Source organism: Hyphomonas beringensis, assembly GCF_000682755.1.
GTDB classification, from domain to species: Bacteria; Pseudomonadota; Alphaproteobacteria; order Caulobacterales; family Hyphomonadaceae; genus Hyphomonas; species Hyphomonas beringensis.
Genome location: NZ_AWFF01000082.1, coordinates 1 through 1,491 on the forward strand (window position 1 = coordinate 1; position 1,491 = coordinate 1,491).

At 63.3% G+C, this 1,491-nt stretch carries 1 protein-coding gene; it reads left to right on the forward strand.

The window, feature by feature from the left end; genetic code table 11:
• On the forward strand, positions 1 to 1,491 hold a 1,491-nt coding region (locus HY29_RS16165; protein ID WP_034798889.1), incomplete at both ends, for a CoA-acylating methylmalonate-semialdehyde dehydrogenase.

Consider the following 1,491-nt stretch of genomic DNA (forward strand, 5'->3'; position numbering starts at 1 on the left):
ATGCGCGAAGTGCATCACTTCATTGGCGGACAGTCTTTTTCAGGGACATCCGGCCGGTTCGGCGACATCTATAATCCGAACACCGGAGAGGTGCAGGCGCGTGTTTCCCTGGCGACCGATGCGGAACTCGGCGATGCGGTGGCGAATGCCGCGGCGGCTTTCCCGGCCTGGTCGATGACGAACCCTCAGCGCCGGGCGCGCGTGATGTTCGAGTTCAAGCGCCTGCTGGAAGCCAATATCGACGAGCTGGCCGAGCTGCTCTCCTCCGAGCATGGCAAAGTGGTCGCCGACTCCAAGGGCGATGTGCAGCGCGGCATTGACGTGGTGGAGTTTGCCTGTGGCATCCCGCACCTGCAGAAGGGCGAGTATACTGAGGGCGCAGGCCCCGGCATCGATGTTTATTCCATGCGCCAGCCTTTGGGCGTTGTGGCCGGCATCACGCCGTTCAACTTTCCCGCCATGATCCCGTGCTGGATGGCCGCTGTGGCGATCGCTTGCGGCAACACCTTCATCCTGAAGCCGTCGGAGAAAGACCCGTCGGTGCCGATGCGCCTGGCGGAACTGTTCCTTGAGGCCGGGGCGCCGGAAGGCGTGCTGAACGTGGTGAACGGCGACAAAGTGGTTGTCGATGCCATTCTGAAACATCCGGACATCAAGGCTGTCAGCTTCGTCGGATCGTCCGACATCGCACAATATGTCTATGCCACCGGCACGGCGCACGGCAAGCGTGTGCAGGCCATGGGCGGCGCGAAGAACCACGGCATCATCATGCCGGACGCCAATCTGGAGCAGGCGGTGAAGGACATTGTCGGCGCGGCCTATGGCTCGGCGGGCGAACGCTGCATGGCGCTGCCGGTGGCGGTCACCGTGGGCAAGAAGACGGGCGACGAGTTTGTCGAGCGCATGCTGGACGCCGCCAAGGCGCTGAAGGTCGGTGTCTCGACCGACCCGGACGCGCATTATGGCCCGGTCGTCTCTGCGGCGCACAAGGCAAAAGTGGAAAGCTACATCCAGATGGGTGTGGACGAGGGCGCAGACCTGAAGCTCGACGGCCGGGGCCTGACCCTGCAGGGCAGCGAGGGCGGATACTTTGTCGGGCCGAGCCTGTTCGACAATGTGAAACCGACGATGCAGTCCTACAAGGAAGAGATCTTCGGCCCGGTGCTGCAGGTCGTGCGCGCGGAGTCTCTGGAAGAAGCCGCGGCGCTGCCTTCCAATCACCAGTATGGCAATGGCTGCGCGATCTTCACGAGCAATGGCCGCGCGGCGCGTGAGTTTGCGGCGCAGGTCAATGTCGGCATGGTCGGCGTGAACGTGCCGATCCCGGTGCCGGTCTCCTATCACACCTTCGGAGGCTGGAAACGCTCGGCCTTCGGCGATACGAACCAGCATGGCCCGGAAGGCGTGCGGTTCTGGACGAAGATCAAGACGATCACCCAGCGCTGGCCGGAAGGCGATATCGGCGACCAGGCCTTCATCATTCCGACGATG